This is a genomic window from Burkholderia sp. Ac-20365 (assembly GCF_017104715.1).
Taxonomy (GTDB): Bacteria; Pseudomonadota; Gammaproteobacteria; order Burkholderiales; family Burkholderiaceae; genus Paraburkholderia.
Genome location: NZ_JAAGPI010000025.1, coordinates 69,636 through 95,328, shown reverse-complemented (window position 1 = coordinate 95,328; position 25,693 = coordinate 69,636). Strand labels below are relative to the sequence as shown.

Genomic DNA, 25,693 nt, shown 5'->3' with positions numbered 1-25,693 from the left:
GAACGCACTGACGGGAACGACATCAGGGCGCGGCGGCGATCACTTCCGCGACGGCTGCCGTCAGTTTCTTGCCGTACGGCACGTGCAGGAACTCGTTCGGACCGTGCGCATTCGATTTCGGCCCGAGCACGCCGCACACCATGAACTGCGACGACGGGAAGCCCGCCTTCAGCACGTTCATCAGCGGGATCGTGCCGCCCTGCCCGATAAACGCGACATCCGCGCCGAAATGCTGGCGCGACGCATCGTTCAGCGCCGTGCCGAGCCACGGCGCGAGTTCCGGCGCGTTCCAGCCCGTCGCGGCACCCGCGTCCGGCTTGAACGTGACCTTCGCGTTGTACGGCGGATCGAACTCCAGCAGCGACTTCATCTGCTGCACGGCCTTCTCGGCATCGACGAGCGGCGGCAGGCGCAGCGACAGCTTGAATGCCGTACGCGGACGCAGCACGTTACCCGCATCGGCGAGCGACGGCAGGCCCGACGCGCCCGTCACCGACAGCGACGGACGCCACGTCGAATTGAGCAGCGCTTCTTTGGGATCGGTCGTGGTCGGCAGAACGGGGCCGCCGTCCTGGCCGCAGGCCCACGGCAGCTTTTTCCACACGTCGTCGCCGAGAATTTTCGCGGTCGCTTCGGCTTCGTCGAGACGGTCGAGCGGGACGGGGCAATGGAAGCCTTTGGGCAGCAGCGTGCCGTCGGCGGCGTCTTCGAGACGTTCGAACATTTGCCGCATGATGCGGAAGCTCGACGGCGCGATGCCGCCGTAGCCGCCCGAGTGGATGCCTTCGTCGAGCACCTGTACTTCGAGGTCGCCCGACACGAGGCCGCGCAGCGACGTCGTGAGCCACAGCTGATCGTAGTTGCCCGCGCCCGAATCGAGACACACGACGAGCCCGACCTTGCCCAGGCGCTCGCGCAATGCGTCGACGTACGGCAGCAGATCGTAGCTGCCCGACTCTTCGCAGGTTTCGATCAGGCCGACGCAGCGCGGCCGTTCGATGCCTTGCGCGTCGAGCGCCGCGAGTGCGGTCAGGCTCGCGTAGATCGCATAGCCGTCGTCCGCGCCGCCGCGGCCGTAGAGCTTGCCGTCTTCGAACTTCGGCGTCCACGGGCCGAGATCATTGCGCCAGCCGTCGAATTCCGGTTGCTTGTCGAGGTGGCCGTACAGCACGATGGTGTCCGTGCTGCCAGAGCGCGTGGCGGGCGATTCGAAGAAAATCACCGGCGTGCGGCCCGGCAGGCGCACGATTTCCAGCTTCAGCCCGCGCACGGGTTGCTGCTCGGCCCACTTCGCGGCCTCCGTGATGACGCGTTCGATATAGCCGTGCTTTTCCCACTCGGGATCGAAAGCCGGGCTCTTCGCGGGCACGGCGATATAGTCGGTAAGCGCCGGCACGATCTCATCGTTCCATTTGCGATCGACGAATTCGCGCAGTGTGTCGTGATTGAGCGTTTGGGCCTGTTGGGTATCGTCGGAGATCATGATTGCCACATCCGGTGCAGTCGAAACGCACATGATAGACCTTACGCGGCGCCTTGCCGAATTCGTACGAACCATGCGGCGCCTGGCTTGCAATCACCCTTCAAGGGCCAGGCGCGCGATGCCCGTTCGCGCGACAATGAAAGGATGACACCGCGCCTGGGGAGGTTCGATGAACGAACAGATGATGATGCAAGGCATCGCGACGGTGGCCGCGCTGGCGCTGTACTTCCTGCCGTCCATCATTGCCGATCGCCGCAAGCGCTACGACATGCTGACCATTGCCCTCTTCAATGCCTGCATGGGCTGGACGGTCTTCGGCTGGCTGGTCGCGATGTACTGGGCGTGGCAGCCGAATCCGCCCGTCAATCTGGAAGGCGAAGTGGTGCGCTCGCGGCGCATCATCAGCATGCGCGCCTTCACGAAAGGACTGGGCGAACGCGTGCGGCTGCGCGAATCGCGTGACCGTACTGGCAAGTAGCGCCGCCTGCCACGCCACTGAAACGACAAGGGACACATTCGATGCAGATCACGCCGTTCCAGATTTCGATTCCCGACTTCGAGCTTGCCGCGCTCAAGACGCGTCTTGCGCAGACGCGCTGGCCCGATCCGTTCGACAGTGCGCCGTGGGCGCTCGGCACCGACCTGAATTATCTGCGCGATCTGGTCGATTATTGGGCAGGCGCGTACGACTGGCGCGCAATGGAAGCGCAACTCAACCAGCAGCCGCAATTCATCGCGCAACTCGGCGATCTCGCCGTGCATTTCGTGCACCGGCGCGGCATCGGGCCGAAGCCCTACCCGCTCGTCATTACGCATGGCTGGCCGGGCTCGTTTATCGAATTCTCCGAACTGCTGCCGCAGCTGTGCGATCCCGCGTCTTTCGGCGCAGACCCGGCCGACGCGTTCGACGTCGTGGTGCCGTCGATGCCCGGCTACGGTTTCTCCGAGCGTCCTTCGAAGCCCGGAATGTCGGTGTTCGCGATTGCCGGTCTGTGGGTCGAGCTGATGCACGGCCTCGGCTACGAACGTTTCGGTGCGCAAGGCGGCGATCTGGGCGCGGCCGTGTCGATCGCGCTGGCGACCAGCCATGCGCAGCATGTGGACGGCATTCATCTCAACTTCCTGCCGAGTTCGTACGCGCCTGGCATCGCACCCGACGATCCGTCGATCACACCGGAAGAGCGCGATTTTCTCGCCTCGAAAGCGGTGTTTGCCGACGAGGAAGGCGCGTACGCGCACATGCACGCGACGAAACCGAACACGGCGGCATTCGCGCTGAACGATTCGCCGGCGGGACTCGCCGCGTGGATCGTCGAGAAATTCCGCGCGTGGAGCGACTGCGACGGCGACATCGAGCGCGTGTTCACGAAAGACCAGTTGCTGACGGACCTGTCGCTGTACTGGCACACGCAGACGATCGGCTCGTCGATGCGCCTTTACGCGGAAACGCGCGCGCGGCCATTGCGCTTCGAACCGGGCCAGCGCGTCACACCGCCCGTCGGTTTTGCGCGCTTCCCGAAGGAGATCAGCCAGCCGCCGCGCTCGTGGATCGAACGCGTTTTCGACGTCACGCAATTCGCCGACATGCCTCACGGCGGGCACTTTGCCGCCATGGAACAGCCCGCGCTGCTCGCCGAAGAGATACGGCGCTTCTTCCGACCTTTGCGTCGCTGAAGTTCAGACGACGCGTGCCTAGCGGTGCGACTGCGCGAGCCCGTCGTAATGCTCGCGTGCGGCGTCGAGCGCGCCGCCATGCGTTTCGGCCCAGCGATCGAGCGTGACGAGCGCATCGCTCAATGACAACCCTAGCGCGCTCAACCGGTATTCCACATGCAGGGGCTTCGTGCCGCGCACCTCGCGGATCACGAGCCCGTTGCGCTCCAGCTCGCGCAAGGTCTGCGACAACACTTTCTGCGAAATGCCGCCGATCTTGCGCAGCAGTGCGTTATTGCGCATCGGCCCGTCTTGCAGCGCGGGAAGAATCAACAGCGTCCATTTGCTCGCGATCAGCTCGAGCGCGAGCCGCGACGAACAGGCTTCGTCGAACACATTGCCGGGGTGATCCGCTTCGCGACCTGCCTTGATGGGTGCGGGCGATGCCATGGTTACCAGAAGGTGCGTAATGGTGGGCGGACCACTATACCTCTACGCTGCATTCATTCTTCGAATGGAGGTAGTGATGGCGTGGTTAATCCTGCTGGCGGCGAGTGTCGTTGAAATCCTGATGGGCCTTGCGCTCAAGTACGCGAATGGCTGGACGCGTTTGTGGCCGAGCATCGGCGGCGTCGCGGCTGCGCTCGCGAGCGTCTTCCTGCTCACGCTCGCGATGAAGCACCTGCCTGCTGGCACCGCGTATGTCGTGTGGACGGGTATTGGCTCGATGGGGATCACGCTGCTGGGGATCGTGCTATTCGGCGATCCCGTATCGGCGCCGCGCATCGCGTGCATGGTGTTGATCGTGGGCGCGGCGGCGGCGCTGAAGTGTATCGATGGCTAGGGGTGTTTCTGTCTCTGGCACGCGCCGACGTTGCGCGAAACAATGACGCTGTTCGCGCGACTGGCGCTTAATCGAGGTGGGTCACCACTGGGGAACGCGAACCGGGACGCATCGGCGACGAGCCGTGTCCTGCATGCCGCGCGCCTGGGCCTTGCAACGATCCTTCGACTGATTGTCCTTCAACGGAGCTCACGCAATGCCTCACACCTCGCATCTCATCGCATTCGCCCTCGTTGCGCTCGGCATGGCGCTCACGCCGGGCCCGAACATGATCTACCTGATTTCGCGCTCGATCTGCCAGGGCCGCACGGCGGGCCTGATATCGCTTGGCGGCGTCGCGTTGGGTTTCGTGTTCTATATGTTCTGCGCAGCCTTCGGCATCACGGCGCTGCTGCTGGCCGTGCCATTCGCGTACGACACGCTGCGCTTTGGCGGCGCGCTGTATCTGCTGTATCTCGCGTGGCAGGCGGTAAAGCCGGGCGGCCGCTCGCCGTTCCAGGTGCGCGACCTGCCTGTCGACAGCCCGCGCAAACTGTTCACGATGGGTTTCATTACGAATCTGTTGAATCCGAAAATCGCGGTGTTGTACCTGTCCTTGCTACCGCAATTCATCGATCCGCAGCACGGCAGCGTGCTGGGCCAATCGCTGATATTCGGCGCGGTCCAGATCGCGCTGAGCATCTCCGTGAATTCGATGGTGGCGATGACAGCGGGCTCGATCGCGGTGTTCCTGGCACGCAAACCAACGTGGCTAATCGTCCAGCGCTGGATGATGGGCACGGTACTGGCAGGCCTGGCGGTGAGAATGGCGACGGAGGCAAGGCGATAACGGAGGGCGGAGCAAAAAGCCGACGACGCCAAAGGAAAAACACAAGTAGCGCTTCGACGAGCGGCGGTTTCCGGCCGAGGTGAGGCGCAAGAGAACCGACGACCTACACACAGTTTGCCACCTGGGCGGCGCAAACCATTCGTTGCCGTTCGCTTGGCTATGGGTGATTGAAGTGGGTGAGGCGTTGATTCGAGGCGATGGCAACGGGCGATGACCGAGAAGTTGCCGTGCGAAGTATAAGAACCGTTGGGGGCCCTCAGGCAACGACAGGAGCTGGCGGTGTTAGCCGCTTTCTTTGCTTACTTTCTTTGCGGCGGCAAAGAAAGTAAGTGCCGCCCCGCACAGGGGCAACGCTTGAAGCACGAAGGCATAACGCGGATGCCAGCGCCAACTTCAACGCCAACGCCAACGCCAACACCAGCAAGACCAAACCTCACCGCACACCAACCCGAACAAACTTATGCACAGACCCAGCCGGGATCGACCGCGGCTGCAGCCAGACATCATCAAAAGAAAAAGTTTCCTGCCGCAATTCACCGTGGTCATCAAACCACTGGCAAACGAGCCACTCGCCGGCAAGACGAGCGATCGCCCCAGCGTAAGTAACGGTCATGCGGGGGCCGCCCGATTTAAGCGTCACCACGTCACCGACATTGATTTGCACCGTTTGCGTCGTATCAAATGCGTCGAAAGTAGCAGTCAGCATGGATTGTCCCCGTTATAAGCATTAGGCTGGCTGAAAAATTCACTGCCATAAACGCACCGCGGTCCAACGAATAATTAAAGAGTGGGCCAAGATTAACAATCGAATATTTCGACAGCAAGTAATTTTTATTGGAAGCGTTTTCAGCAAACGCGAAATAGACGGCGATTTACATCGAACGTTCGTTCGTTATTGTTTAGCGTCGCAATCGCTTGCTGGCAAAGGCGCCATGTTGTCGCGCAGCACGACGGGAATAGCCGTTTAGGCAGCGAGTTCACGGGGGTTCAGGGTATACGTAGATACGCCGGACCACCCGCTGTCATAATGTTGACATTCGCGCCCCGGCGCGGATTTAAAATCGATGCGCCGGGGATAATCAACGCCATCTGTGAATAAGCGCATCACTGCTGAACGGAAAAAATCAGTTGCAATGCGCAATGCCCGGTGACCGCAATAGTGGGATTGAAGTCTGCTAAAACGTTATCAGGCGATTTTTACGTCGTATTTTTGTTCTGCCCAATTACAAAAATGCAGCCGCTCGGGATTTTCCCTAAGCCGCCCTAAGTCGCTTCTGGCGCGCGCCGATGAGCGCGCTGCTGATGACGCACGAGCGTCACGCTGAGTCCGATGCAGATCACCATCAACACCGCGTTGATTGCGAGACTGCGCTGGAACGCAAACGCATAGCCCGCTGCCGAAGCATGCGCGGACAGTGCACCGAAGAACGCGCCACTGATAGCCGCCGTGCCGAACGCCGAGCCGATCTGCAGCGTCGACGTCACCACGCCCGACGCGAGCCCTGCCTTGGCCGGCGCCACTTCACCGAGCACGATACGCATGATCGACGGCAGCACGAGCCCCTGCCCGACGCCGGCAACCACCAGCCCCGCATAGAACAGCGTGCCGAGCGCCGCGTGCGTCGCGGCCCAGCCCGTCACGGAGAAGCCGCCCGCCAACATCGTGAAGCCGAGCGTCAACACATGAGCGCCGATGCGCTTCACGACAGCCGGCGACGTCAGCGGCCCGGCCACGAAGCCGAGCGCGAACGGCATGATCGCGATGCCGGACTGCAGCGGCGTCCAGTGCAGGCCCGTCTGCAGATAGATGCCGTACGTGAGGAAGAACGCGCTATTGCAATAGAACAGGAAGGCGAGCACGAGCCCCGTCGAAAACGCGGGATTGCGGAACAGTTGCAGATCGACCAGCGGACTGCCGTCGCTGCGCTCGACCCGGCGTTCGATGGCGATGAATGCGCCAAGCGCGGGCACGGCGAGCGCGAACATCGCGAAGGTCCACCATGGCCAGCCTGCTTCGCGGCCATGTGTCATCGGATAGATCAGCAAGATCAGCACCACCGATAGCAGCGCGACGCCCTTCAGGTCGACACGCTCGCGCGTCGCGGACTGATTCTCGGGCACGTACTTCCACGCGCCGAAGAACGCCAGCACGCCGACGGGGATGTTGATCAGAAAGATCGCGCGCCAGTCGAGACCGAACGGCTGATAGGTAATTAGCGCCCCGCCACCCAGTTGCCCGACGATCGACGCTAGCCCGAATACGAAGCCGTAAAAGCCCATCACGCGCGTCTGCTGATGCAGCGGCACGACGGCGCGCACGGTCGCGAGCACCTGCGGCGCCATCACGGATGCCGCCATCCCCTGCACGATGCGCGCGATCACGAGCACATGGCCGTTCGGCGCGAAACCGCACAGCGCCGACGAGACGACGAAGCCCGCCATCCCCGTCATGAACATGCGCCGCCGTCCGAACAGGTCGCCCAGGCGCCCGCCCGTGATCAGCAGCACCGCGTACGCGGACGCGTAGGCGGACACGATCAGCTGCAATTGCGCGTCGGTGGCGTTCAGGCCGGTGTGGATCGCGGGCAGCGCCAGATTGACGATGAAATAGTCGAGCGGCGCGAGAAACGCGCCGACGAACAGCACGGTGAGAGCAAGGCCTTGCCGCTCGAAGCGCTGCTGTCCGTGCGCTTCGTGCTTGTCCGAGGGCTGGGCGGATGCGGACGGCAAATCCACGCCCGACGCTTTCAGGCATCTTTCATTCATGACTGATCGTTCAAAAATTCGACAAAAAAATTTCAGGTCAGCGCGCGCATGGCGATATCGACGACGGCTTTCAGCTCGTCTTCCTTGCGCTTGCACTTGCCGAGCACGCGCAAGCCTTGCGTCACGCACAGCAGGAAATCGGCGACCGCCTTTTCATCGAGGTCGCTGTTGAACACGCCCGCTGCCTGGCCGCGAATGACGGCAGCAGCCAGCAGCGTGACGACGCGCCGCTGGATCGCGCGGATTTTTGCGTGCAGCGCTTCGTCTTCAGGCTGAAGTTCGAGCGTGCTGTTCGTGATGAAGCAGCCCGTCAGCGACGACGCCGCGCGCGTGTGATGCAGCAGCGCGTTGCGCAGCGCGACTTCGGGCGGGAGGTTCGCGTTCAGGCGTTCGACGAGGCCCGCAACCGCCCCTTCCGCGTAGTGATCGAGCGCGGCCATCATGATGCCGTGCTTGTCGCCGAATACGCCGTACAGGCTGCCGCGCAGCACGCCCGTCGCGGTGCAGAGATCGTCGATGGAGGTTGCGTGAAAACCGTTGCGCCAGAAGACCTTGCCTGCCTCGGCGAGTACGGCGGCCGTGTCGAATTCGCGCGGACGGCCGCGCGGGCAGGACGTGTCCGGTTTGGGCGCGCTCGCGCGCCGGGGTGCTGGGGTATCGGTCATGCACCGGAGTTTATGACTGTATGTTCAATAATTCAAGGAAAAATGGGAAACAACCCTCGCGCGACACGTCACCGGGCCAGCGCGAACCGCGCGAATCCCGCCACTGTCGCTATACCGAGAACCGTCATCACCAGAGACGAAGACACGTGAATGGCGACCTCGCCCGCGGCCCACGCCAGTTTCCCCTGCTGAAGATCCTCGACGACTTCCGCTGAAAAGGTCGAAAAAGTAGACAGTCCGCCCATCAGACCGGTAATCACGAACAGCCGCCATTCCGACGGAATTTCAGGCCATCGTCCGAAAAACGCGATCGCGACCCCGATGATGTAACCCGCAATCACATTCGACGCGAGTGTGCCGAGCGGAAGATCCGGGAACATCCCATTGAGGCGCAGGCCGAGAAACCAGCGGAAAAGCGACCCCAACGCGCCACCCATTGCGACTGCAAGGACAGACAGATACATGTGTCACACCTCTCTATGGCATTCGTGGCGGAAAGAGACCGTCAAGGACGGCCCGCTCAGATGATCCGGCAGTTCGTCAGATCGCGATTGCCTCCTCTGCCGCATGCATTGCCGTTTCGCACGGCAGGAACACACCGTGGACGTCGCGAAGATCGCCGCTATGCCGTTGCCAGAAATCACGCAGCTTGATTTCGAGGTCGATCAGTTCGATGCACTGAGGAAACCGGTGATGCAGATGTTCGACGTGCTCATGATGAATACGGTCGCCGCGAATGAAACCCGCCTGCACACGATGCAACAGCGCCTGCTCGATGCCCGCGAGCTTCGCCTGCGCAAGCAGATGCCGCGCCATGCCCGGACGTGAGATGCGATGCCATAAACGCGTCGGCCGGCCTTTGGCCGAATGATGAAAATACAGCCGCAAGGAAATCATTTTGCTCATGATATGAATCGCGAATGAGATGTCGGACTATGGCTGCGCAACGGCGGCGACGTTCTTGCGTCGCGCGCGGCGTAATGCGGGAATGTCTGCGAGACGAATGCCTTCGGGGAAGATCAGATGCTTCGATTGCCCCACGCGCTGAGCCCGATAAATACCCGTATGCCCTGAAAACAGATAGCTCACCACACACGCAACAGCCGCGTACACACCGATGTGCGTGCCGAACAGTTCCATCGCCATGATCGTCGAGGCGATCGGCGTATTGGCTGCACCCGCGAAAACGGCAACGAAACCTAGCCCCGCGAGCACCGGCACCGGCAGCGCCAGCACATGCCCGAGCGCATTGCCGAGCGTGGCGCCGATATAGAACAATGGCGTCACTTCCCCGCCCTTGAAACCCGAGGCCAGCGTGACGACCGTAAAGCCAAACTTGCCGGCGAAGTCATACACGGGCAGATCGCCACGGAACGCGGCTTCGATGGTCGGAATGCCGAGCCCGAGGAATTGAGGCGTAGCGAGCAGCGTGGCCATCATCGCGACCACCGCGCCGCCGATGAATGGACGCAACGGCGCCCATGCGATTTTCCGCTTGAACAACGCCGACAGCGCATGCGTCGAATCGGCGAACAGCATGCCGACCACGCCGAACGCGATGCCCGCCAGCACGGCCGAACCCAGACCGGGCGCGGTGACGGCCGGCAGATAAGGAATCGCGTAGACCGTGTGATGAATGCCCCACAGACGGCACGCTTCATCCGCGACCACCGAAGAAGCGAGGCACGCGAGCAAGGCGTCATAGCGGAGCCTGCCGATCGCGAGTACCTCGAGGCCGAAAATCGCGCCCGCGAGCGGCGTGCCGAACACCGACGAAAAGCCGGCCGCGATTCCGCCCATCAGCAGGATCCGCCGATCTTCCCGGTCGAGCTTGAACAGATGCGTCACACGGTCGGCGAGCGCGCCGCCCATTTGCACCGCCGTGCCCTCGCGTCCGGCAGAGCCGCCGAACAGGTGGGTGACCACCGTTGCAATCAGAATGAGCGGCGCCATGCGCTTGGGCACGATCTTCTGCGGATCGTGGATTTCGTCGATCAACAGGTTGTTGCCGCCTTCGACAGGCTTGCCGACACGGTGGTAGATCCAGCCCGTGACGAGGCCTGCAACTGGCAGCAGCCAGAGCAGCCAGGGATGGGTTGTCCGGGTATCGGTGGCGAGATCGAGGGAATAGAGAAAGAGCGCCGACGCCGAACCCGCGAGCGCGCCGAGCACAGAAGACAGCAGGAGCCAGCGCACCACGTAGGGCACCATGGCGAACTGCTCGACAGATTGAATACGCTTCATGATTTCCAGATTTGATCGAACATCAAACCTGGGTGGCAGGACGCCACTACGGACGGCCTACGACCTCCTGCACCCAGGAACTCGTAGGCATCATCAGCCGGTCAGCCCGGCGGTTGTTTGGAGGAATGCCATCTCCAGCGAAAGCGATTGTACGCGACAAACAAAAAGTCCGTAAATGTTCGTCACAGCCGCGCCGCGGATCTCCTGTGCCTGAAAACCTGTTTGCCGCGCTACGTGGCGCCCGAAAAATACGTTTCGAGCGTGGCGGCCAATGCTTCTTTCGAAGGTGCGCGGAACGTCTCGTGCGCGATCAGCGCTGTCCACGTGCCGTCGAGATGCTCTTCCCAACTGCCCTTTCCATGTCCATCCACCTTGACCGCGCCCCGGGTTCGCAAGGTCGGATCAGTCGGGTCGAGTACTTCGTCGTCGTTGTGCAATAACTCGACGCTTGTCATGAGAATCTCCCGCAATGTCCACATGCACAGTGCAGCAAATGGCGTACTCGATGCTTTCAGAATCTCGACGACGCACGCAAACACACCTGTAAATCCGGCTAAGACCGGAGCGTTTTCTTGCGCGCCCCAGGCGCGGTACCGCGCAGCTTTGCAGGAAAGCACTCCAGCAACCAGTCGATAAACACGCGCAGCCGGTGCGTCACGTGACGATTCTGCGGATAGACCACATGAAACGGATAAGACGGCGGGCGCCACTTCTTCAGGATCTCGACCAGCGTCCCATCCCGTAGCGCCGGATTGGCCGCATACGCAAATGTTTGAATAATGCCGAGTCCCGCAATCGAAGCCGCGAAATGGGCGTTGCTCTCATTGATGCCGATGCGGTGCTCGACCTTTATCTCGGTCCGCTCGCCATCGCGCTCGAACCGGAACGGCATGGTTCTGCCGTTCTGGGTCGACATATAGCCAACTAACCTGTGTCCGTTCTTCAGTTCCTCAGGGTAGGCAGGAACGCCGAACTGCTTCAGATAGACCGGCGCCGCGCAGGTAACCATCGCGGCATCGCCGATATGGCGTGCAATCAGCGACGAGTTGTCCAGCGGACCACCGCGAATCACACAGTCGACGTTATCGCTGATCAGATCGACCGGGCGATCACTCACGCCGAGATCGATCCTGATATCCGGATAACGCGCGAGGAAATCCGGCAATAAGGGAATCAGCACATCTCTCGCCGTCGATCCGCCGACATCGATACGCAGATGGCCGCGCGGATTGGTACGCGCCACGTTGAAAGACGAATCGATGTCCTCGAGATCTCTGAGCACACGCGTGGCTTTCGCGTAGTAATCCTGGCCTTCCGGCGTCACGGTGACACGCCGTGTGGTCCGCTGCAACAGCCTCACGCCAAGATGCGCTTCGAGCTCCTGCACCAGCTTGCTCATCGTGGCATTGGGTACGTCCAGTGAATCCGCCGCGCGCGTGAAGCTGCCCGCCTCCACCACGCGCGCAAAAGCGCGCATTGCCAGCAACTGATCCATTCGCCCTCGCTCGCTGATCGATCCATCCGATTATCCACAGTAGTGGATAGTCATTTTATTTTACGCCATTTATTAACAAACGACCTGTCGATAAAGTTCACCCATGCCAACGCGACACGCAGCAAACAACAGCAGGGCAGCGTCGAAGCGGGCACGACTCATCAACCTTGAAACCACGACACGGAGCACATCATGAGCAAGCAACTGAACGGCAAGATCGCACTCGTCACGGGCGGCAGCACGGGCATTGGCCTCGCGGCGGCAAAGGAACTGGCGGAACAGGGCGCGCGTGTCTTCATTACTGGCCGCCGTCAGGCGGAACTCGATGCGGCCGCGGCCGCGATCGGCCCGGCAGCGACGGCCATCCGCGCTGACGCATCGGTGCTGTCGGACCTCGATGCCGTGTACGCGAAGATCGCGGCGACGGCCGGCAAGCTGGATATCCTGTTCGCGAATGCGGGCGGCGGCGATATGTTGCCGCTTGGCGCGATCACCGAAGAACACTTCGACCGCATCTTCAATACCAATGTGCGCGGCGTGCTGTTCACCGTTCAAAAGGCACTGCCGCTGCTGGTCGACGGCGCGTCGATCATCCTGACTTCGTCGATCACGTCCGTGACGGGCACGCCTGCCTTCAGCGTGTACAGCGCCAGCAAGGCGGCTGTGCGGAACTTCGCCCGCTCGTGGGCACTGGACCTGAAGGATCGCGGTATCCGCGTGAATGTGGTCAGCCCGGGTCCGATCCGCACGCCTGGTCTTGGCGGTCTCGTGCCTGAAGAAGCGCGTCAGGGACTGTACGACGCGCTGGCTTCGCAAGTGCCGCTCGGCCGCCTTGGCGAACCCGAGGAAATCGGCAAGGCAGTCGTGTTCCTCGCCTCCAGCTCGGCCAGCTACGTCAACGGCATCGAACTGTTCATCGACGGCGGCATGGCTCAGGTTTAACGGCGCGCAGCCGGGCGCGCCAGCCTGCTACTTTCTCTGCACCGGCGGCCACGCTCACGGCCCCGGTGCCCTTCACAGGAATATGCCACCATGGACACCCATGCTCAGGATCTCGCGATCGCGCAATCGTTGATCAACCGGCACTTCGACATCTGGAACAACACCGATCCGGTTGCGCGGCTCGCCCTGTTCGCGGCCGCTTACACGCCGGAAGTGATCGTGGCCGATTACGCAGGCATCGCCTCAGGCTATACGGACGTCAATGAAATGATCGACAGAGTCCTCACGCAACACGCCGGCTTCACGTTCACGCCGGACCCGGTTGCGTTGAATCATGGACTCGGCCGCGTCACGTGGCGCTATGGTCCGAAAGACAACCCAGGCCTGATTCGCGGCGAGGACATCTTCACTGTCCACAACGGCAAGCTGGCCAGTCTTCATGTCTTTCTCGACAGCAAATAAAGCCCGGACAACACGGACGGCGCACATGCAGGCTTCGCGTAAGCAACGCATGACGCGAGGAGATGAACGAAACGCAAGTCACCTTTTCCGCACGATATTCAGCGGCCAACTACACTGGCTAAAGACAGTCCCCGGCGTAGCCCAAGATTCGAAAAAGGAGTCCGTCTTTGCTCGACACCATTCTCAATGGGTTGTTGCCGGTTGCGTTCGTCATCATGCTTGGCTGGCTATCGGCTCGCATCGGCCTGCTGAAACACGACGATGCCGGCGTGCTGGCAACGCTCGTGATCCGCTTCGCGCTGCCGTTCGCGCTGTTCGAAGGTGCCGTCAAGACCTCGCCTGACAAGCTGCATAACGTGGGCTTCGCGCTGTGCCTGATGCTCGGGTTGATGGGCACGTATGTGATCGCGCTGGGCGTCGGCCGCTTCGTGTTCAGACATGACCTGCGCACCGCCACCATGCAGGCGCTGGTATGTGCGTTCCCCGACATGGCGTATTTCGGCGCGCCTGTTCTCGCCGCCGTGTTCGGTCCAGAAGGATTTCTCGCCGTACTGGTCGGCAATCTCATTACCAGCATCTTCATGCTGCCACTGACCATCGTCCTGACGAGCCTGGGCGACAAAAGCGCCAGCGGAAAAGCCGGGCCGGACGTGTGGCGGGTTTTCGGCGAGAGTATTGCGCGAGCCGTCATCAACCCCATCGTCTGGCTGCCTGTCTCGGGCATGGTGCTGAGCTTCTGCCACGTCACGCTGCCTGGACCGGTATTGACCTCCGTCGATCTGATCGGCAAAGCCGCGGGCGGCACGTCGCTGTTTGCGCTCGGATTGATGCTTTACGGCGAGCGTTTCGTGATCAATGCGAACGTCCTCACGAATCTGGGTCTCAAGAATTTCCTGCAACCCGCATTGATGGCGCTCGGCGCCGTTCTGTTCGGCGTGGTGGACGCGCCTGCGCATCAGGCCATCATCACGGGTGCCGTGCCGACCGCGACGGCAGCCGCGATGTTCGCTCTCAAGAACAACACGTACATGCGCGACGCCACGGCGACGATCCTGATCAGCACGTTGCTCGGCGTGGTGACGGAGGCCCTGCTGATCGCCTACTTCTTCTGATCATGCCGACGATTGCAACAGCATCCGTCGCATCAGGCAGCCTCTGACATGGCATGACCGGCGCCATGGGCCGACGGCAACCGATTGCCATTGGCCAGCAACTCGAGAACCTGCTTCAGGGTGCCATCGCGGCGCCATTCGAGATATTTTTTATAACAGGTTTGAGTGGGCGGGAAATTCGCTGGCAAATGCTTCCAGCTCGCACCCGTCGTTTCGATCCAGAGAATCGCATTGAGAATCTGACGCGGATTGCAGCGGCGTTTTCCCTTGCCTTGCTCTACATCCGATGGGAAAAGGCCTTCAACGAGTTTCCAGTCTTCGTCCAGAAGGGAAAACTGCCAAAGCGCACCATTCATGGAAATCATGCCGGCCCCCGACCTCTAAGGTTTCTCTCAGTTCGTTCGCGACGCGCGAATCGTAGTAGTTCTCCAATCATGCTCCCGTTTTGAATTAATTCAACAACGGAATCGTTTCCATGGCCGAGTTGTGGCGTATTAATCAAATGCGGGACATATTGAATAGAACGCAAACGTTTGCCAAAAACCGGCGAAGGCGATTTTCAGGAATATTTTCCGATAAAGTATTTTTTGCCGGTGAGATATTTAATTCCATCTAATTCACGGGTGATGATCACGTTCAACAGCAAAGCGAATGAACAGATCAATTCACAGATCCACTACGACGTCGCCGACAGGTCGCGCGCAACAGATGAGCAGGTTTCCATTCGCGGGCTCGTCGAGTGGCGTCGGTGCATATGCAACCGTCCCCGAAACCAGCCCGCTTTCGCAGTTGTGGCAGATTCCCGAGCGGCACGACCAGCGAACAGGAACATCGCACGCCTCGGCGAGTTCGAGAATGCTCGGATAAGCCTGCGCATCCCAATGCGCTGTAATACCGCTTCGTGCAAACGACACACGCGGCCCTTCCGAGACCATTGAAAGCGGCACATGAGGAGCGCGCAAGGGCGCACCTGCAATGCCAGGCGTCAACGACTCGACACCGCCGAAGCGCTCCATGTGAATGCGTGACTTGGCGATGCCGGCGTCTTCGAACATTCGCTTCATGTCGTCCATGAACGACGCGGGCCCGCAAAGATAGACATCGGCATCGAGCGGGACGCCGATCTTCTCCAGCATGGCGGGCGACAGGCGCCCCGTATCATCGAAATCGACGCCGATGCGATCGTCCGCGCGAGGCGCGCTGTAGCACACATAGCCGCGCGCGCACGCGAGTGTGCCGAGCAGGCGCCGACATTCAGCACCAAACGGATGATGCTTGCCATCCCGGGCGACGTGAATCCACAGAACACCGCGCGCGGACCCCGACGCCGAAAGTTCAAGCAGCATCGACAGCACAGGCGTCACGCCGATTCCGGCACTCAGCAGAACAACCGGATTCATTGCTTCGTTGAGGACGAAATCTCCGCGCGGCGCGCTGACATCGAGCGTGTCTCCGACACGAACATGCTCGCCGAGATACTTGCCGGCTGCCCCGTTCGGTTCGATCTTCACGCTGATGCGATAACGCGCCGTGCCAGGTGCGCCGGAGAGCGAATAGCTGCGGAAAAACGGCGAGGCCTGATCGCCCTGCTTGATGCGCAACACGACGTATTGGCCTGGCCGGTGCGGCTTGAGCGGCAGTCCATCCGTCGGCTCGAACGCGAACGAAAGGACGTCGGCGGATTCACGCTGAATGGCGGCCACCCTGTGTTGCCGGAATCCGGGCTCTGCCGCCTTCGCCGCGGCAGCGGGCGCGAGCCCCGCGTTGCCATCGCTCGTACCCGCCTCGACACTGCGCAGCAATGTATCGAACGATGTCCGCCAGCCCGGCGAAAGCGCACTGATGCGCAATGCACGCTCCAGTAGCGGTTGCGGATGAGGCGGCGAATACAGCAGCGCGTTGATCGCCTCGACGGTCATCTGCTCGGGCGAGCCTTGCAGCTTGATGATTTCATCGCCCGCGCCGACGTCGCCTTCCTGCAGAACACGCAGATAGAAACCCGGGCGTCCGCTCGACGTCAGCAACGCGGCCATGCCCGGCTCGTCCATGCGGATGCCGAGCCGATAACAGGTCACACGCGGCTGCGAGACTTCGAAGACGGCTTGCCCGATCCGGTAAACATCGCCGATGCACACCTCATGATCGGGCAGTCCGTCGATGGTGAAGTTTTCGCTGAACTGTCCGAAGCCGAACGCCGGTCGTTGCAGGCGCTCCTGCCAGTATCGATAGGAATCGATCTGATAGGCCAGTACCGCGCGCTGTTCGCCACCATGCCCGCCGAGATCGCCCTGACCGTCACCGTCGAGGCCGAGACGCCTGGCAAAACATCGCCCTTGAACCGGCGTCTTCCAGATTCCCGTGTGCACGGTCCGGCCTTTCCATTCGATATCTCGCGGCAGGCCAACGTTTACCGACAGCAATCGCGCCATTCGTCGTACCTCCACAGGCGGCAAGGTCGCACTACGCATGCGATCGACGATACCCGCGATGCACGCAAAGCGCAGTGCAAGTCCCCGTTTGCGGCGCGTGGCTATCGCATCGGCATCGATCCGGTCTGCCGGCTTATCCATATCGCGTTTAAAACTATTGCAACAGTATTCAATGCAGATAGATTGAATTCAACGCGCATCGAAAATACCTTTAAATCAAACGCGCTTAACTATTTAAAATTAAATCCACAAAAGCCTTTGCAAAAAACAATGGCCACATCAGAAGTCCATTCATACAATTACTTCAATCGACCGCGCAGCACATTCACATCAGGCGATCGGTCGATGAATAACGCATTGCGGCCAATAGCGGGAAAGCATTCAAAAACTTCGGAGCACAAAAATGGACGGTAGCCACGAAGTAGTCGAACAGATCCGCGAAATCAATCTGTCGTACATCATGCTTGCGCAGCGCATCCTGCGTGAGGACAGGGCAGTCGGCATGTTCCGTCTGGGCCTGTCGTCGCAGGTGGCCGACATTCTTGCCGGATTGTCACTCGCGCAGATCGTCAAGCTCGCCAGTTCGGAGCAGCTTCTCTGCTCGTTCCGCTTCAACGATCACGCGCTGCTGTCGGCGCTCACGCATACCTCGAAGCACGCCGAGGTGACCTCCACGCACGCGGCAATCCTGCTCGCAGGACAGCCCGCCAAACAGTTCGGCTAGAGCGGGGGACTGCACATGTCGAAGAAAAGCCTCACTGAAGACGCACAGGAAGTCTTCCGCGCAATCGCATTGATCGAACTGGGTGCGCGCATGCAGGTGCTGGAAAGCGAACTGACGCTTTCGCGCGACCGCATGATCCGTCTTTACCGCGAAGTCAAAGGCGTGTCGCCGCCCAAAGGCATGCTGCCTTTCTCGGCCGACTGGTACACGACGTGGCTCGCGAACATTCACGCCTCCCTCTTCTACAACACGTATCGTTTTCTGAGGGACGAGGCGCACTGCTCGCATCTGGATGCGCTGACCAAGGGCTACCGCCTGTATCTCGAACATTGCGGTCACAGCCAGTCGGAGCCGGTGCTCGACTTCACGCGTGCGTGGACGCTGGTGCGCTTCTTCGATGCCAACCTGCTTCAACTGACACCCTGTTGCCGTTGCACGGGCAAGTTCATCGCGCACAAGCACGACCTGCAGCACAACGTCGTGTGCGATGCATGCCAGCCGCCGTCGCGCGCCGGCAAGACAAGAAAGGCCGCTGCCGCAAAGCGCGAGATGCTGCCGGAGGTCGTCGTGGAGGTCGTCGTGGAGGTCGTCGACCTGCCTGTCGTCGTCAACGTGGTCGAGACGGTCGCAACCGTCGCGCCTGGCGTCTTCGAGGAAGCCGTGTTAGCTGCGTGACACGGCTATCCGTTCATCGCGCAAGGGACTGCGCCCGCTTCAACCGGCCTTGCGCACCGACGCGAACAGATCAGTGATCTCTTTCGTCGGTGCCGCTTCGTTCGTGTACGTGAACGTGCCGCGCCCGAGCATCTCGTTCGAGGCGCGCAGCAACGCGCCCAGCGCAGCCCGTGCGAGCGCCCCGCCCACGCTGATCCGCTTCACGCCCATCTGCGCGAGATCGTCGACGGAGAACGACATGCCTGCCATGCCCATCAGCACGTTGACGGGCCTGTCGACGGAACTGACGACGGCGGCGATATCCTCGCGCGTTCTCAGCGCCGGCGCGTAGAGCACGTCGGCGCCCGCTTCCTGGAAGGCTTGCAGGCGGCGGATCGTATCGGCGAGATCGGCGCGGCCGACCAGATAGTTCTCCGCGCGCGCGGTCAGCGTGAATGGAAACGGCAGTGCACGAGCCGCTTCGACGGCGGCGCGCACGCGCTCGACGGCAAGCTCATGCGCGTAGATGGGATCGTCCGTGCGGCCCGTCGCATCTTCGATCGAACCGCCGACGACGCCCGCAGCCGCCGCCTGCCGAATCGTCTCGGCCGCGTCTTCCGGCGCGTCGCCGAAGCCATTTTCGAGGTCCGCGCTGACGGGCAGATCCGTCGACGGTGCGAGTTCGGCGAGATGCCGGATCATCTGTTCGCGGCCGACGGCGTTATCCGGCACACCGAGCGTGAACGCATAGCCCGCGCTCGTGGTCGCCAGCGCCTTGAAGCCGAGCGCTTCCAGCAGGCGCGCGGAGCCGATATCCCACGGGTTGGGAATGATGAACGGACCGCTCGCCTCATGAAGCGCGCGAAACGCGCGCGCCTTGTCTGCCTGTGTTGTCATGGCTGCTCCACCCGTCGCGGGCGTGGATCTGCAAAGGGAAGTTCTGCCCGGACCACGCTCGCCTGACCGGGCAAAACGGGAAAGATGCCCTGGCCGCGCTGCGCTCAGGTTTCGAGCTTCGCGTCCATCGTGATGGTCGCGTTCAATACCTTCGAGATCGGGCATCCGGCTTTAGCGTCGGCGGCTGCCTTGTCGAATGCGGCCTGGTCGCCGCCCGGAATCTTCACCACTACGTCCAGATGCGACGCTGTTACCGCGAAGCCGCCGCCGTCCTTGTCGAGCGTGACGGTGGCCGTGGTCGAGATGCGCTCCGGCTTGATGTTGGCCTTGCCCAGTTCCGCCGACAACGCCATCGAAAAGCATCCCGCATGCGCTGCCGCGATCAGTTCTTCGGGATTGGTGCCGATGCCGTTTTCGAAGCGCGTCGCGAACGAATACTGCGTGTCCTTGAGCACGCCGCTATCGGTGGAAATCGAACCCTTGCCGTCCTGCAGACCGCCCTGCCAGATTGCCGATGCTTTGCGCTTCATTAGTCTCTCCTGGATCGAGTTCGCGCCGCCGCGCTCCCAACGACGATGCCGGCCGCGACGGTCCCGCCCCGATTTCCGCAGCTTCGGCACCGGTCACGCACGCTGCGCCGAACGTGTAGGCCGTAGGCGTAGACCGAGGCTTCATCATAGGCGGATATCGGTGGCGCTGCCGTGAAGCCCCGTGCATGACCATTATTTCACCTGCCGCAAGAATCTTTCTCCAATCTGCTTCTTTTTTCATCACCCTCGCGGAAATACACTCTGATCAACGGTTCGGACATGAGCGTTCAAACCGCGTTCAAACCGGACTGATCAACAAAATGTTCTCGGAGGTTGTCATGAAGTCGCTTATTTCCGCAGTGGTCGTCGCATCCGCTCTGGTCGTTCCCGCCCTGTCGTTCGCGCAATCGAACGCGCCCGTGACGCGCGCTCAGGTTCAGGCCGAACTGGTTGCCGCACAACAAAACGGTTCGCTGGACACGAACGATGTCGCGTATCCGCCCGCCAAGCCGCAATTCGGCGCATCGGCGCAATCGTCGGAAGTCGGCGGCGTGCAGGCTGGCACGTCGGAATCGGGCAAGCGCCCGAGCGTCGAACAACGCATTTTCTCGACGTTCCGCGGCAACTGAGCGCCACGCTGTGACATCGCGCGTGTGATCGGCCGATCACGCACTGCGGTCGAATGAACGAAGGCCCCGGCTGACTCGTAAAGTCAGCCGGGGCCTTTCGTTTTGCTTTTGTCGCGTTGAAAGCGCTTATTCGGGCTTATTCAGGGTTATTCAGCGAAAGGCAGCGAGTCCTGCCCTTGCGCGCGCATGTCGAACACGTTCAGCGTCATCGCGACCAGCGCGTAATAGCCGAGCAGGCCCACCAGGTTGATCGTGACTTCATGCCCGAAATGCTCGACCGTCTTCGCGTAGGTCGCGTCGGATACGCGCTTCGCGTCGTACAGTTCCGTTGCGAACGCGTAGATCAGCGCGTCGTCCGCATCGGCGAACGATGGCGTCTGGCCCTGGCGGATCGCTTCGGCGTCTTCGGCGCGCACGCCGGCGTCGATTGCGATCGGATAGTGGATGAACCATTCGGCCTGCGCCTGCCAGCGCGACGCGGTGACGAGAATTGCGAGTTCCGACAGACGCAGCGGCAAGCCCGTCTTGTAGCGGCAGAATGCGCCGAGGCGCTGCGCGTGCTGCGCGAGTTCGGGGCTGTGAATCCAGCCGAGAAACGGCCCGTTCAGATTGCCGCGCGGGCCAGACAGGATTTCGTCGAGCACGGCTTTCTGCTCGGGCGTGGCGTGGCTGGCGTCGAATGCAGGCAAGCGGTTGGTCATCGGTAGCTCTTCGTACAAGGGTTCGTGGTTCGATCAGGCCGCGCCCGATGCGGCGAGCGCGCCATCGATTGCATCCGTCAGACGGCTGACGATCTGTTCGATATCGCGCGGCGTGCAGATGAACGGCGGCGCGAGCAGCACATGATCGCCGATCTTGCCGTCCACGGTGCCGCCCATCGGATACACCATCAGGCCGCGCGCAAACGCTTCGCGCTTGATCGCGGCGTGCAGCTTCAGTTTCGCATCGAACGGCGTTTTCGTCGCGCGGTCCTTGACCAGTTCCACGCCGACGAACAACCCGCGCCCACGCACATCGCCGATAAACGGATGCTGCGCGTAATGTTCGCGCAAGAGCGCGCGAAGCTGTTCACCGCGCGCTTTCACGTTATCGAGCAGATGATCGTCGGCGATCACGCGTTGCACTTCGAGCGCGGCGGCACATGCAGTCGCGTGGCCGATGTACGTGTGGCCGTGCTGGAAAAAGCCCGTGCCGCCGGTGATCGCCTGATAGATCTTGTCGCTCACGAGCGTCGCGCCGATCGGCTGATAACCGGCGCCGAGGCCCTTTGCGATGGTCAGCAGGTCGGGCGCCACGCCATCTTCTTCGCACGCGAACAGATAGCCGGTGCGGCCCATGCCCGACATGATTTCATCGAGAATCAGCAGCACGCCGTAGCGGTCGCACACCGCGCGAATCTTGCGGAAATATTCGCGCACGGGCGGCACGGCGCCCGCCGTCGCGCCGACCACTGTCTCCGCGACGAAGGCGGCAACCGTGTCCGGTCCGAGTTCGAGAATCTTCTGTTCGAGTTCATCGGCGAGGCGCTGCGCGAACTGCTCTTCGGTTTCGTCCGCGCGCTGCTCGCGATACGCGTAGCACGGGCTCACGTGATGCGCATCGATCAGCAGCGGCAGGAACGGCTCACGCCGCCATGCATTGCCGCCGATCGCGAGCGCGCCGAGCGTGTTGCCGTGATAGCTCTGACGCCGCGCGATGATATGCCGGCGCTGCGGCTGCCCTACTTCGACGAAATACTGGCGCGCGAGCTTCAACGCGGCCTCGATGGCTTCCGAGCCGCCCGACACGAAGTACACATGTCCGAGCCCTTGCGGCGCGCGCTCCGTCAGGTAGCTCGCGAGTTCCTCGGCAGGCTGCGTCGTGAAGAACGACGTGTGCGCATACGGCAGTTCCTGCGCCTGGCGCTTGATCGCGTCGATCACGCGCTGATTGCTGTGGCCGAGGCACGAGACAGCCGCGCCGCCCGATGCATCGATATAACGCTTGCCCGTCGAATCGACGATCTCGATGCCCTCGCCTTTGACGGCAACGGGCAAGGTCTGCTTCGGCATGCGGTGGAATACGGTAGTCATGCGCTTTCCTTGGATGGGCTAAGGCGGTGGCGCTCAGGCCGCCGTGCGTGCAATGAAGGTTTCGAAGACGATGGCGTGCTGCGAATGAACCTGCAGCGCAACGCCGTCGTCGCGGATCGTGAAAAGTGCGGTGGCGAGCGTGTTCTCGCCGTCCGGGTCGTGCGGGTCGTCGCGGTAAATGGGCAATCCTTCAGGCGCCTGGTCGTGCAGCATGTCGACGAGCGCAGCGCCGTCAAGCGGCGCTTTATCGTTTTCGAGCAGTACGCCGACTCGCGTTTGGCGATCGCGTGACGAATCGGTGACGATCTGCGGTTCGTCTTCGCAGCCGGGATGAATCATGTGATTCGCGTGACCTGAAACGCGTTCGACAGTCTGGATCGAACAGCGCATGGCCGTGGCCTCGACGCTGAGCACGCGACGCTCGCCCGCTGCGCCGAGCGTGTGATGGAAGCCGCTCGCGCGCGGCGTGCCGTTCAGAAGATTCGCGGCTGCATCGAGCGTCGGCTGATCGAGAACGGCGCGCGCGAGGATCATGCGCGGCACACCTGTCACCGGCCGACGGATGCGCAGGTTGTTGATCGCCTGCGCGAGACCCGCGCGATTTGCCGCGAACGTGTGGCCCGGCAGTGAGCCAGGATAATAGAAGCTGATGAAACCGGGCTTGCCTCGCGGCTGAATATCGACGAGCCAACCTTTGCCCAGCAGGAAAGGATCGCCGTCTTCGTTGTGCGCGATGAGCGTTTCGACGTCGCGTGCAGCCGCGAAAGTCGTGCAGCCGTCAGGCGTGTTGTGCACCAGTTCGCCGCGGCAATTCCACAGGAAAATGTCTTCCGCCTGCCAGCCGAGACCGGCGGCGATGCCATCCAGTTCAGCCAGCTGGTCGGGAAAATGCCTGTGCGCTGCGTCGCGCAGATGCTGCACGAAGGCATGGCCGCGCCACGCCTGCACGTCGCGCCATGCCGTGCTCTGCTGCATGTATGCATCGAATACCGGCCGCGCCAGCTCGCCGAGCTGACGGCCAATTTCATACGGCTCGCCCGCTATCCGATGCAACTCCCAAGCCTGCTTCGACACACGACACCTCGAACACTATCAACACGCGATGCGTATTTATAGTTCATTACAACATATGTTGTCAATGTCGATGCATTGTGCGCGCGTGTTGTTACGAGTGCGATCAGGGCACGTAAGCGCCCTTCGCATGCAGCGACTGCTCGGCGAGTTCGAGTTGCTGGACGGCGTCCGTGCCTTCGAGCGCGAGCAGATGCGCGACGAGGGATTCTGCGATCGCCGTCGCCGCCACCAGCGACGGGAAGAAAGACGGGCTTTCGTGCGAGAAGATCAACACCTTGTCGGCGTTCAGCGCGATGGGCGACACGGCGCTGTCGGTGATCGCGATCAGCTTGCTGCCCTTCTCCAGCGCGGCTTCGGCGACGCGCGCCGCCTCGACGGAATAAGGCGCGAAGCTGACCACCACGGTCGCGCTATCGCGTTCGATGCCGCGCAACTGCATTTCGAGCGTGCCCGCTTCGCCTGCCAGCAGCGACACGGACGAGCGGAACAGCCGGTATCCATAGACGAAGCCGAACGCGACGGGATAACACGAACGGAATCCGGCGACATGCACATGCGGCGCGCGCCGCAAGAGCCTCGCGGCTTCGACGGTAACGCGTGTGTTGTGCGCGGCCGTCACTTCGAGATTGTGCTGTTGCGCGACGAGCAGATCGTGCGCGAGCGCGTCTTTGGCGTGGCCCTTGACGAGCGAGCGGGCGCGGCTCGTCAGCGGCTCCGGACGCGTGCGCACGCGCGCGACGAACAGATCGCGCAATTCGTTCCAGCCCGGAAAGCCCAGTTGCTGCGACAGACGCACCAGCGACGCGGGTTGCACCTGCGCGCGCTCGGCCACCTTGCGCATCGACGAGACGGCCACCTCATCGGGATGATCGAGCAGAAACGCCGCGCCCATCTGGAATTGCGGACTAAGTTCGGAGAAGCGTCCACGGATCAGGGCGGCGAGCTGGTCGAAGTTGTCGGGCATACGGTGTACCGGGCGTTGAGGATGACAACAAATGTTATCACTGGGGTATGGGGGCGATTCAAGCCTCTCGAGAAAAAGCGTTCAACCAATGCGACTTTTGAGCAGCGCTTTCATCGATACGGGTTGCAGGACCAACCTTCACTGGACGTGCGCGTATTTCGAGGCAAGCTCGCGGTCGAGCACGCTCTCGAGTGGAATGCCGGTTATGTGGTCACTGGTCGGCATCAAGGATTGAATGAACGAGCGAACCGCCTGGGGTGGTTCGTTATATTGGGGAATTCTGACGCGCCGCGGGTAGCCGCTATTGGCAAGGGGCGCGAGGATGCTGTCCAGCTTGTCCTGTGAGACAAGGCACCTATCCTTCGTATTCGAACCCTTCAACGGCGAAAGCGCGTCGCGCACAACGAGCACAGCCTGAACCTCCGGAATGAGCTCCGGTATCCCATCTCCCCAGACCGCTATGGTAATGAGTTCACCATTGACCGCCAGCATCATGATTCTCGGAACAAACAGCGATTGTCCGAACTTCGCCTGCGTTTCACCGATGAGCAGATTCCATCGCCAGATACTTTCGAGCTCGGCTGAGGGCAACGTATAGACCTTTTGTGAAGGTTGCTGCATTCGCAGAATCGCATCGTAAGCGGCTTCATTGCCGGTGTTCCATCCAGCCAGAAAGCGCTCACGCGCATAGGGACCAGAGCCCATGCCATGGAGTTGCGGGTCCTCGATATTGGGCGAGAACCGTGCTACGAATGCGCTCAACTCCGGCTCCGCCTCCAGTGCAAACACATGAGGTCTGAAGTAGTTGATGTTGAATGAGACGCGGCTGACCTTGTTGCCATTTCCATCGCGTGACCACAGAAACGTGAAATAGACACCCGTGCTCGCGTTTTGATAGGTCGCCCCATCGTTGACCTGGTAATTCGCTCGACCACCGAAAAAACGCTCAATTTCTACGCCAGGGATGGGATCGGAAAAATTAAAGTAGAGGTCGTAGCTCATGTGCTGCCGCTGAAGAATTCAGAGAGGAGGCATGTAATATCGACCGCGTGCTACGTTACTTGAGAGCCAAGGTATTGTTTTGCGGTTGCGCTCACTCATTTGCTTTCGTAAACAACGCGACAAATTCCGACTCAACGAATGGAAGTCCCTTGCCGGGTCCAGCGAAGAGATGCAGTCGCTTCAGATTCAGCCGGTCTTAGGATCAACACAAACACGCGCGAAA

Annotated in this window: 29 protein-coding genes and 2 riboswitches; of the genes, 10 read left to right on the top strand and 19 right to left on the bottom strand. The window is 61.5% G+C overall.

Features of this window, described 5'->3' with window-relative positions:
* Positions 1 to 22 precede the first annotated feature (22 nt).
* The gene (locus tag G3O01_RS31160) at positions 23 to 1,483 is read right to left on the bottom strand and encodes a M20 family metallopeptidase (RefSeq protein ID WP_205810804.1); all 1,461 of its coding nucleotides are present in this window, start codon (positions 1,481 to 1,483) and stop codon (positions 23 to 25) included.
* 169 nt (positions 1,484 to 1,652) lie between these two features.
* Between G3O01_RS31160 and G3O01_RS31155 the strand changes: the two genes are divergently transcribed.
* Positions 1,653 to 1,961, top strand: coding sequence for a superinfection immunity protein (locus tag G3O01_RS31155; RefSeq protein WP_205810802.1), 309 nt, complete (start codon positions 1,653 to 1,655; stop codon positions 1,959 to 1,961).
* 41 nt (positions 1,962 to 2,002) lie between these two features.
* Entirely contained in the window at positions 2,003 to 3,157 is a 1,155-nt protein-coding gene (locus G3O01_RS31150; RefSeq protein WP_205810801.1) for an epoxide hydrolase family protein, read from the top strand.
* Positions 3,158 to 3,175: 18 nt separating this feature from the next.
* Here G3O01_RS31150 and G3O01_RS31145 read toward each other — a convergent pair whose 3' ends face one another.
* On the bottom strand, positions 3,176 to 3,586 hold the full coding sequence (locus G3O01_RS31145) for a helix-turn-helix domain-containing protein (protein ID WP_205810799.1): 411 nt from the start codon (positions 3,584 to 3,586) through the stop codon (positions 3,176 to 3,178).
* 76 nt (positions 3,587 to 3,662) lie between these two features.
* Here G3O01_RS31145 and G3O01_RS31140 point away from each other — a divergent pair, with 76 nt between their 5' ends.
* On the top strand, positions 3,663 to 3,980 hold the full coding sequence (locus G3O01_RS31140) for a multidrug efflux SMR transporter (RefSeq protein WP_205810797.1): 318 nt from the start codon (positions 3,663 to 3,665) through the stop codon (positions 3,978 to 3,980).
* A 46-nt stretch (positions 3,981 to 4,026) separates the two neighbouring features.
* Positions 4,027 to 4,137: riboswitch (ZMP/ZTP riboswitch) on the top strand.
* A gap of 39 nt (positions 4,138 to 4,176) precedes the next feature.
* A complete protein-coding gene (locus G3O01_RS31135) occupies positions 4,177 to 4,809 on the top strand; it encodes a LysE family translocator (RefSeq protein ID WP_205810795.1) in 633 nt (210 codons plus the stop codon).
* A gap of 433 nt (positions 4,810 to 5,242) precedes the next feature.
* Here the strand turns inward: G3O01_RS31135 and G3O01_RS31130 are convergent, their stop codons facing one another.
* The 8 genes from G3O01_RS31130 to G3O01_RS31095 all read right to left on the bottom strand — a co-directional run bounded on the left by G3O01_RS31130 (position 5,243) and on the right by G3O01_RS31095 (position 11,979).
* A complete protein-coding gene (locus G3O01_RS31130; RefSeq protein ID WP_205810793.1) occupies positions 5,243 to 5,515 on the bottom strand; it encodes a YodC family protein in 273 nt (90 codons plus the stop codon).
* Between the two features lie 557 nt (positions 5,516 to 6,072).
* The gene (locus tag G3O01_RS31125; protein WP_241024408.1) at positions 6,073 to 7,575 is read right to left on the bottom strand and encodes an MFS transporter; all 1,503 of its coding nucleotides are present in this window, start codon (positions 7,573 to 7,575) and stop codon (positions 6,073 to 6,075) included.
* Between the two features lie 32 nt (positions 7,576 to 7,607).
* Positions 7,608 to 8,240 carry a TetR/AcrR family transcriptional regulator gene (locus tag G3O01_RS31120; RefSeq protein ID WP_205810791.1) on the bottom strand — a complete coding sequence of 211 codons (633 nt, stop codon included), beginning with the start codon at positions 8,238 to 8,240 and terminating at the stop codon, positions 7,608 to 7,610.
* Between the two features lie 68 nt (positions 8,241 to 8,308).
* Positions 8,309 to 8,704 carry a fluoride efflux transporter CrcB gene (crcB, locus tag G3O01_RS31115; RefSeq protein ID WP_205810789.1) on the bottom strand — a complete coding sequence of 132 codons (396 nt, stop codon included), beginning with the start codon at positions 8,702 to 8,704 and terminating at the stop codon, positions 8,309 to 8,311.
* Positions 8,705 to 8,780: 76 nt separating this feature from the next.
* Positions 8,781 to 9,146, bottom strand: a complete 366-nt coding sequence (locus G3O01_RS31110; RefSeq protein WP_205810787.1) for a DUF190 domain-containing protein — start codon at positions 9,144 to 9,146, stop codon at positions 8,781 to 8,783.
* 27 nt (positions 9,147 to 9,173) lie between these two features.
* A complete protein-coding gene (locus G3O01_RS31105; protein ID WP_205810785.1) occupies positions 9,174 to 10,484 on the bottom strand; it encodes a voltage-gated chloride channel family protein in 1,311 nt (436 codons plus the stop codon).
* 77 nt (positions 10,485 to 10,561) lie between these two features.
* Positions 10,562 to 10,629: riboswitch (Fluoride riboswitch) on the bottom strand.
* Positions 10,630 to 10,714: 85 nt separating this feature from the next.
* A complete protein-coding gene (locus G3O01_RS31100; protein WP_205810783.1) occupies positions 10,715 to 10,939 on the bottom strand; it encodes a hypothetical protein in 225 nt (74 codons plus the stop codon).
* 98 nt (positions 10,940 to 11,037) lie between these two features.
* Positions 11,038 to 11,979, bottom strand: coding sequence for a LysR family transcriptional regulator (locus G3O01_RS31095; protein WP_205810781.1), 942 nt, complete (start codon positions 11,977 to 11,979; stop codon positions 11,038 to 11,040).
* A gap of 192 nt (positions 11,980 to 12,171) precedes the next feature.
* Between G3O01_RS31095 and G3O01_RS31090 the strand changes: the two genes are divergently transcribed.
* The 3 genes from G3O01_RS31090 (at position 12,172) to G3O01_RS31080 (ending at position 14,495) form a co-directional block, all read left to right on the top strand.
* A complete protein-coding gene (locus G3O01_RS31090; RefSeq protein ID WP_205810780.1) occupies positions 12,172 to 12,921 on the top strand; it encodes an SDR family oxidoreductase in 750 nt (249 codons plus the stop codon).
* Positions 12,922 to 13,011: 90 nt separating this feature from the next.
* On the top strand, positions 13,012 to 13,383 hold the full coding sequence (locus G3O01_RS31085) for a nuclear transport factor 2 family protein (protein ID WP_205810778.1): 372 nt from the start codon (positions 13,012 to 13,014) through the stop codon (positions 13,381 to 13,383).
* A gap of 167 nt (positions 13,384 to 13,550) precedes the next feature.
* Positions 13,551 to 14,495, top strand: coding sequence for an AEC family transporter (locus tag G3O01_RS31080; RefSeq protein ID WP_205810776.1), 945 nt, complete (start codon positions 13,551 to 13,553; stop codon positions 14,493 to 14,495).
* A gap of 32 nt (positions 14,496 to 14,527) precedes the next feature.
* Here G3O01_RS31080 and G3O01_RS31075 read toward each other — a convergent pair whose 3' ends face one another.
* Together G3O01_RS31075 and G3O01_RS31070 are read right to left on the bottom strand one after the other, a co-directional pair.
* Entirely contained in the window at positions 14,528 to 14,860 is a 333-nt protein-coding gene (locus G3O01_RS31075) for a transposase (RefSeq protein ID WP_241024407.1), read from the bottom strand.
* 300 nt (positions 14,861 to 15,160) lie between these two features.
* Entirely contained in the window at positions 15,161 to 17,065 is a 1,905-nt protein-coding gene (locus G3O01_RS31070) for an MOSC and FAD-binding oxidoreductase domain-containing protein (RefSeq protein WP_241024406.1), read from the bottom strand.
* 262 nt (positions 17,066 to 17,327) lie between these two features.
* Between G3O01_RS31070 and flhD the strand changes: the two genes are divergently transcribed.
* Positions 17,328 to 17,648: a flagellar transcriptional regulator FlhD gene (gene flhD, locus G3O01_RS31065; protein WP_205810774.1), complete on the top strand. Its 321-nt coding sequence runs from the start codon at positions 17,328 to 17,330 to the stop codon at positions 17,646 to 17,648.
* Between the two features lie 15 nt (positions 17,649 to 17,663).
* Positions 17,664 to 18,323: a flagellar transcriptional regulator FlhC gene (gene flhC, locus G3O01_RS31060; protein WP_205810772.1), complete on the top strand. Its 660-nt coding sequence runs from the start codon at positions 17,664 to 17,666 to the stop codon at positions 18,321 to 18,323.
* Between the two features lie 39 nt (positions 18,324 to 18,362).
* Here flhC and G3O01_RS31055 read toward each other — a convergent pair whose 3' ends face one another.
* On the bottom strand, positions 18,363 to 19,199 hold the full coding sequence (locus G3O01_RS31055; protein ID WP_205810771.1) for an isocitrate lyase/phosphoenolpyruvate mutase family protein: 837 nt from the start codon (positions 19,197 to 19,199) through the stop codon (positions 18,363 to 18,365).
* A 104-nt stretch (positions 19,200 to 19,303) separates the two neighbouring features.
* A complete protein-coding gene (locus tag G3O01_RS31050; protein ID WP_205810769.1) occupies positions 19,304 to 19,729 on the bottom strand; it encodes an OsmC family protein in 426 nt (141 codons plus the stop codon).
* A gap of 338 nt (positions 19,730 to 20,067) precedes the next feature.
* Between G3O01_RS31050 and G3O01_RS31045 the strand changes: the two genes are divergently transcribed.
* A complete protein-coding gene (locus tag G3O01_RS31045; protein WP_205810767.1) occupies positions 20,068 to 20,358 on the top strand; it encodes a DUF4148 domain-containing protein in 291 nt (96 codons plus the stop codon).
* A gap of 146 nt (positions 20,359 to 20,504) precedes the next feature.
* Here G3O01_RS31045 and G3O01_RS31040 read toward each other — a convergent pair whose 3' ends face one another.
* The 5 genes from G3O01_RS31040 to G3O01_RS31020 all read right to left on the bottom strand — a co-directional run bounded on the left by G3O01_RS31040 (position 20,505) and on the right by G3O01_RS31020 (position 25,470).
* The gene (locus tag G3O01_RS31040; RefSeq protein WP_205810765.1) at positions 20,505 to 21,059 is read right to left on the bottom strand and encodes a carboxymuconolactone decarboxylase family protein; all 555 of its coding nucleotides are present in this window, start codon (positions 21,057 to 21,059) and stop codon (positions 20,505 to 20,507) included.
* A 33-nt stretch (positions 21,060 to 21,092) separates the two neighbouring features.
* On the bottom strand, positions 21,093 to 22,430 hold the full coding sequence (locus tag G3O01_RS31035) for an aspartate aminotransferase family protein (RefSeq protein WP_205810764.1): 1,338 nt from the start codon (positions 22,428 to 22,430) through the stop codon (positions 21,093 to 21,095).
* 33 nt (positions 22,431 to 22,463) lie between these two features.
* A complete protein-coding gene (locus G3O01_RS31030; RefSeq protein ID WP_205810762.1) occupies positions 22,464 to 23,504 on the bottom strand; it encodes a C45 family peptidase in 1,041 nt (346 codons plus the stop codon).
* Positions 23,505 to 23,607: 103 nt separating this feature from the next.
* On the bottom strand, positions 23,608 to 24,468 hold the full coding sequence (locus G3O01_RS31025; protein WP_205810760.1) for a MurR/RpiR family transcriptional regulator: 861 nt from the start codon (positions 24,466 to 24,468) through the stop codon (positions 23,608 to 23,610).
* A 138-nt stretch (positions 24,469 to 24,606) separates the two neighbouring features.
* On the bottom strand, positions 24,607 to 25,470 hold the full coding sequence (locus G3O01_RS31020; protein ID WP_205810758.1) for a hypothetical protein: 864 nt from the start codon (positions 25,468 to 25,470) through the stop codon (positions 24,607 to 24,609).
* Positions 25,471 to 25,693: the final 223 nt, after the last annotated feature.